This window comes from Streptomyces sp. NPDC059455 (genome assembly GCF_042750115.1).
Classification (GTDB): Bacteria; Actinomycetota; Actinomycetes; order Streptomycetales; family Streptomycetaceae; genus Streptomyces; species Streptomyces endocoffeicus.
On the sequence record NZ_JBHYVB010000381.1, the window covers coordinates 1 to 5,278 of the forward strand.

Below are 5,278 nucleotides of genomic sequence, written 5' to 3' on the forward strand. Positions count from 1 at the left end.
GGTTTGTCCTCGGTTTGGGGAGGGGCTGTCAGCGGCCAATGGGCGCGCTGCCCGGGGTTCTGGGTTTCGTCGGCGCCGCTTTGGGCGCGGAGCCCCAGGCGCGGGGCCCGGGGCTGGTCCCCGGTTCGGGGAGGGGCGGGGTGGGGGATCGTCATCGGGCGGCCTCCAGCTCCTTCAGTGCCGCCTTCGCCGCCCGCGCGCCCGTGGGGGAGAAGCCCGGGTTGAGGTCGAGCGCGGCCTTCAGGTGGCGGCGCGCCGATCCGTCGTCGCCCAGGGACTTCTCGATGACGCCCCGGTGGTAGAGGAACGCCGCGTTGCGGTAGCCCGGTTCGGCGGCGTGCTCGGCGTACTCCAGGGCCTCCTCGTCCTTGCCGTTGCGGTGCAGGGCCCAGGCCAGGGCGTCGGCGGTGTGTACGGTCCGCCGTCGGTCCCACTCGGCGCGGGCCGCCTTCAGCGCCTCCTTCACATCGCCGTGGTCGGCCGCGACCAGCGCGCTGTCCAGGTCGGTCGCCACCCCGTTGGCCCGTGCGAGCGCGATCCAGGTGTCGACCACCGAGTACTGCCCGCGCGCCTTGGAACGGTCGCCCCGCGCCTCGTACGCCTCGCCCAGGGCCGCGAGCTCGGCGGGCAGCGGATAGCGCCGTACGACCGCCTCCAGATCGCGGATGCCCGCCTTCTGGCGGCCGTCCGCGACCGATGTGCGGCCCTGGCCCTCCAGCGCCGGGAGATAGCCCGGGACGGCGCGCAGCGCGGTGCCGTACGCGCGCCGCGCGGTGTCGTACTGGCCCTGGTTCCAGGCCAGTTGGCCGAGCGCGGTCGACACATAGGCGATATCGCTGGGCGAGGTGGCGGAGTCCTGGGCGCGCAGCAGTACCCGGCGCGCCCCGGCCGGGTCGCCGCGTAGTTCGTGGACGTAGGCGAGGCGGGTGAAGACGGGGATGCCGGGGCGCAGGGAGTCGGCCTTCTTCGCGGCCGTGTACGCGTCCTTGTAGCGACCCAGTTCGACGAGGGCGTCCACCCGGACGGCCAGCGCCCCCTGGCTGTAGGAGTTCACCTTCAGGGCCTTGTCGGCGTCGCGCAGCGCGCCCCGGAAGTCATGGCGGGCGGCGGCGAGCGAGGCGCGCCCGGCGAGCGCCACGTCGTTGTCGCGCGGCTCGAGGGACAGGGACCGGGCGAACGCCTTGTCCGCCTGCGGATAGCGGGTGGGGTCGCCGCTGGTCCTGGCCTGCTCGACATAGGCCGAGCCAAGACCGGCCCAGCTCTCCGCGTCCTTCGGCTCACCGCGCAGATGGGTCTGCATCGCCTCGATCTGCCGGGCGAGGCCGTCGCCGCTGAGCTGTTCGTACCGCGCGGCGGCCGGGTGCACCGCGCGGGCGGCGTCCTGGCCGCCGCCGGACCCGCCCGGCCCGTCCGAGGCGTCGATCACGATCGAGGCGGCGGTCAGCCCGGCCGCGAGCGCGAACACCACGGCCGCGGTCCGGGCCGTAGGGGGGAGGGATGGCCGAAGAGCCATGGTGACAGCTGCCTTTCGCGATGAGCACGAACGCATGGAACGGACGGACGGGCGGACGGAAGAGACGGAAGAGACGGAAGAGACGGAAGAGACGGAAGAGATGGAACAGACGGATGAGACGGATGAGGTGTGGGTGCGGGGCGCGGCCGCCGCGCGGGTTTCGGCGGGGCCGCGCCCGGTGGTACGGGTTCGACACACCCGTGGTTCAGTGCCGACGCACGCGCGGACCCCGCCGGCGCGACCGCATCCAGAGGAATCCGAGGCCCAGCAGCAACACGGCCCCGCCACCGGCCGCCGCGGACCCGGCCAGCAGCATGTTGTCGTCGGAGGAGGAGCCGACGCCCGAGCCGCCGTTCAGCAGCGACTGCCCGGCGCTCTTCGAGACGGCCTTGGCGTCCGAACCGGAGCTGGGCAGCGCCAGATACGGGAAGGAGCCGCCGAACTTCTGGTCGTTCTCGTCGACCGCGTCGCCCAGGTCGTTCTTCTTGCCGAGCAGCTCGCCCTCCATGGCCTGGAGCGCGATGTCCAGGACGTCGTCGGAGAGCCTGCGGCCGTTGGGGAAGCCCGCGTTGTCACCGTCCAGGACGCCCAGCCGCTTGGGGCTGCCGTTGGGTTCGATGGAGGTGTTGAGCCGGAGTTCCTCGGCTGGCCGGACGTTCGGTGGCTGGTTGAGCTTGGGCACACCGGTGAGGAACGCCTGCACGAGGTCGTCGCGCGGGGTGTCCGGCGCCTTGATCTTGTAGATCTGCTCGACCAGCTTGGGGAGTTCGGGGTCCTGGACGAACTTCAGGAACTGCCCGTCGTCCCACGGCGCGGAGGCGTTGAACTTGTCCTTGTCCTTGCGCGGGATGACCACCTCGTTCACCAGTGGGCTGCCGAGCCGGGAGACCTGGGTCCAGTCGCCGTCGGCGGTCTGGCGGTGGGTGGTGGCCCAGACGCCGATCACCGGCTGGTCCTTGGACTCGGTCAGCGCCGACGTCGGCACCTGGAGGGCCATCGACTGGACGTTGTAGCCCTTGAGGGTGTCATTGCCGACCTCGGACATGTCGCCGCCGTACAGCAGGTCGAAGACGCGCAGATCGAGGAAGAACGGGTCGTCGGCCTGACCGGCGAAGGCGGTCGAGCCCCCGCTGTAGCCGATCTTCTGCACCGACTGGTCGCGGAGCTTCTGGTAGTCCGGCATGGACGCCTTGCCGACGTTCGACGGCGCGACCGGCAGATCGCTGCCCAGCTTGGCGCGGGCGACGGCCTTCTGATTCTTCAGCTTGATGACTTCGAGGTCGTATGTCTGGGTGAAGTTGAGGGTGGCGTCCTCGAGCGAGTTCACCGGCCCGGTGTTGTAGAGGAACGTGTCGCCGTTCTTGAGGTGGTCCTTGAAGGTCCACCGGAAGAGCAGATCGCCCTGGCCGTCGCCGTCGTTGTCGACGTGCAGGTCGTAGCGGGCGTCATGGGCGAACTTGTAGAAGTTGGGGCCGCCCGCGGGGTCCTGGAACGGCAGCGCGTTGACGACCATGGTGGTCGTGTCCGGCTTGTCCGGGCTGACGAACGCGTAGACGTCCGTGGCGTCGTACTCCGGCTGACCGGAGATCAGCGGCGCCTCGCGGTGGCTCGAAGCCTGCGCCGTCCCGGGCTGCAGTACGGCCACTCCGGCGGCAGTGAGCCCGCCGGCGGCCAGTGCGCAGCTGACCAGCGTGGCCAAGCTCTTGGTGATTGCGGTCATCCTGTAGGTCCTTCGCACGCTTGTTGGAGCAGTCCTTCATGCGGCTATTCGGACCTGGCGAACGAATGGATTGGTCGGCCCGGGAATTTGTTTGCGCGTGATAGGTATCGTCAACACCCTTGACGCGGTGGTGAATCCGGAACCTGGGATGCGTGGGTGACGGCTCGGGGAGGTAGGGTTACTCTGCCCGGGGCGGGTGCCCTCGTACGGGTGGGGAGTGTCATGGAGCAGATAACGGTACGGAGCAGGCCACGAGTGCCTGCGATCAACTGCGGAAGCGGTGCGTCCAGTGCGCGCCTCGAGCGCCACCTCGCGGTGATGGGCGGCCCTGCCGTCCCGCAGCGGGAGGCGGAGAGCGCGGCGGTGCTGATGCAGGAGCTGACCGCGCGCGATCACGCGCGCGCGAAGAACAGCCGGAGTGCGCGGGTGTCGCTGTTCGCGCCGCTGCGCCGGTTGCGCCGTTCGCTGTTCGGCAACCACGGCTGACCCGGCCGGCCCGTAGGCGTCTTCGTCGTCATCCCGGGCAGGCACGGGGTCATCCGGTTCGCTCCAGCCGGTGAGTCCGTGCTGTGATCCACTCCACGTCGCTGTCGCCGTGGGATGCCGACGAGAGGCCATGACCGGGCGTCCGGCCAGCGTTTCCGAGGGTTCGGACTCAGAGGGCTCAGAGCAGGGCGAACTGCCCCTCCGGGCCCTCCTCGTGGTGGTCCAGTACGGACGCCGGGCGCCGTGCCGCGCCGGGCACCGGCAGCACCCCCGCCCCCCGCAGCTCCGCCGCGTCGATCAGCGCGCCGTCCGCCACCCGGTCGGCGAGGGCCCGCAGCTCCGGGCGCACCTCGGCGAGCAGCGCCAGCACGGTGATCAGCTCCAGCAGCTCCGAGGTCCACGCGGACGGCCAGCCCGCCGGGCCGACCGCCTCCAGCGTGCCCGGCTCGCGCGGGGCGGTGCGCTGCTCGAACCAGGTCTCCAGCACCCGCACCCCGCCCGCCTGGAAGTCCCATGCGGCCTTGGGGACGGGGGAGATACGGCCCTCGCCCAGCAGCAGGGCCTCCTCGTCCGGGTCGTAGTCCAGGGAGCCCGGCAGCCCGCTCGACGGAAGCGCGGCCCGCACATAGGGGCGCCGGCCGCCCGGCATACGCGGGCGTTCACCACTGTGCGCCCCGCGCGTATGGAGCCACAGCGCACGGCGGCCCAGCTCCACGCCCGACTCCCACAGCTCCGGATCGGCGGTCAGGGGTACGGCGCATGGCGCGCCGCGCGCCGTGGCGGCGGTCCAGGCCAGGAAGTCCTCGGCGGTCACCGGGCGGCCGAGCCGCGCGGTGAGATGGTCCAGCAGTCCGGGCGCGAGATTGGGCTCCTGCCCGCCGGGGCGGCGGTAGAGCGGACGGATCCGGCCGGGGCGGCCCGCGGGGGAGTGGCCGTCCGGCAGCAGCGCGGAAAAGGTGAGCACCGGGTCCGGGTCCGGTCCCGCGGCCTCGACGACATGGATCTGCCGGTCGTCCGCCACCCGCCACAGCTCGGGGCGGGCGGCGTCGATCAGCCGGTGATCCGGTATCAGCCACTGCTGGTCGAAGGGCCCGTGCCCGATCCGCACCGGCTCGGGGCACGGCCCGTCCTCGCGCGCCAACCGGGCCGTGGAGGTGGCCTGGCCGGGCAACTGCGGTACGGAGCTGTGCAGCGTACGGGCGCGGGTCGGCCGGAACAGCGCGGCCCGCGCCGCCTCGTCCTCGGCCCGGGTCAGCCGCTCCCAGCGCGCCCCGAGCGAGGCCGCGTCCGGTCCCATGACCCAGGCCCGCCCGAGCCGCAGCGGCCCCACGGCCCACGGCATCAGGTCCCCCAGCGGCGGCGCCTCACGTTCTCCCACGCCCGGCATGGTATCTATGCTGCCCCTTCCGCCAGGGGTCTGCCTGACGTCGTCCGCCGCCGCTCCGGTGGCTGACCGGCTGGGATCTTTCCCCTCCCCGCCCCCATCCCAAAAAGATGGGCAGCCCCCCCCCCCCCGCGCGCGCGGGGTGTTGCCCGCACGCGCGCGCGCTATTAGGCGG

At 72.1% G+C, this 5,278-nt stretch carries 4 protein-coding genes; 1 reads left to right on the forward strand and 3 read right to left on the reverse strand.

Going from position 1 to position 5,278, the window contains the following annotated elements:
* Positions 1–151: 151 nt before the first annotated feature.
* Both ACFXB5_RS52400 and ACFXB5_RS52405 read right to left on the reverse strand, forming a co-directional pair.
* Positions 152–1,513: a tetratricopeptide repeat protein gene (locus tag ACFXB5_RS52400; RefSeq protein WP_385222895.1), complete on the reverse strand. Its 1,362-nt coding sequence runs from the start codon at positions 1,511–1,513 to the stop codon at positions 152–154.
* Positions 1,514–1,718: 205 nt separating this feature from the next.
* Entirely contained in the window at positions 1,719–3,233 is a 1,515-nt protein-coding gene (locus ACFXB5_RS52405) for a DUF4331 domain-containing protein (protein ID WP_385222898.1), read from the reverse strand.
* A 222-nt stretch (positions 3,234–3,455) separates the two neighbouring features.
* Between ACFXB5_RS52405 and ACFXB5_RS52410 the strand changes: the two genes are divergently transcribed.
* Positions 3,456–3,719, forward strand: coding sequence for a hypothetical protein (locus tag ACFXB5_RS52410; RefSeq protein ID WP_385222901.1), 264 nt, complete (start codon positions 3,456–3,458; stop codon positions 3,717–3,719).
* A 178-nt stretch (positions 3,720–3,897) separates the two neighbouring features.
* Here the strand turns inward: ACFXB5_RS52410 and ACFXB5_RS52415 are convergent, their stop codons facing one another.
* Positions 3,898–5,106, reverse strand: a complete 1,209-nt coding sequence (locus tag ACFXB5_RS52415) for a type ISP restriction/modification enzyme (protein ID WP_385222904.1) — start codon at positions 5,104–5,106, stop codon at positions 3,898–3,900.
* Positions 5,107–5,278: the final 172 nt, after the last annotated feature.

Excerpts from the sequence above, each read along its gene's own strand:
- ACFXB5_RS52405 (WP_385222898.1), bottom strand. The coding sequence starts at position 3,233 with ATGACCGCAATCACCAAGAGCTTGGCCACGCTGGTCAGCTGCGCACTG.
- ACFXB5_RS52410 (WP_385222901.1), top strand. The coding sequence starts at position 3,456 with ATGGAGCAGATAACGGTACGGAGCAGGCCACGAGTGCCTGCGATCAAC.
- ACFXB5_RS52400 (WP_385222895.1), bottom strand. The coding sequence starts at position 1,513 with ATGGCTCTTCGGCCATCCCTCCCCCCTACGGCCCGGACCGCGGCCGTG.
- ACFXB5_RS52415 (WP_385222904.1), bottom strand. The coding sequence starts at position 5,106 with ATGCCGGGCGTGGGAGAACGTGAGGCGCCGCCGCTGGGGGACCTGATG.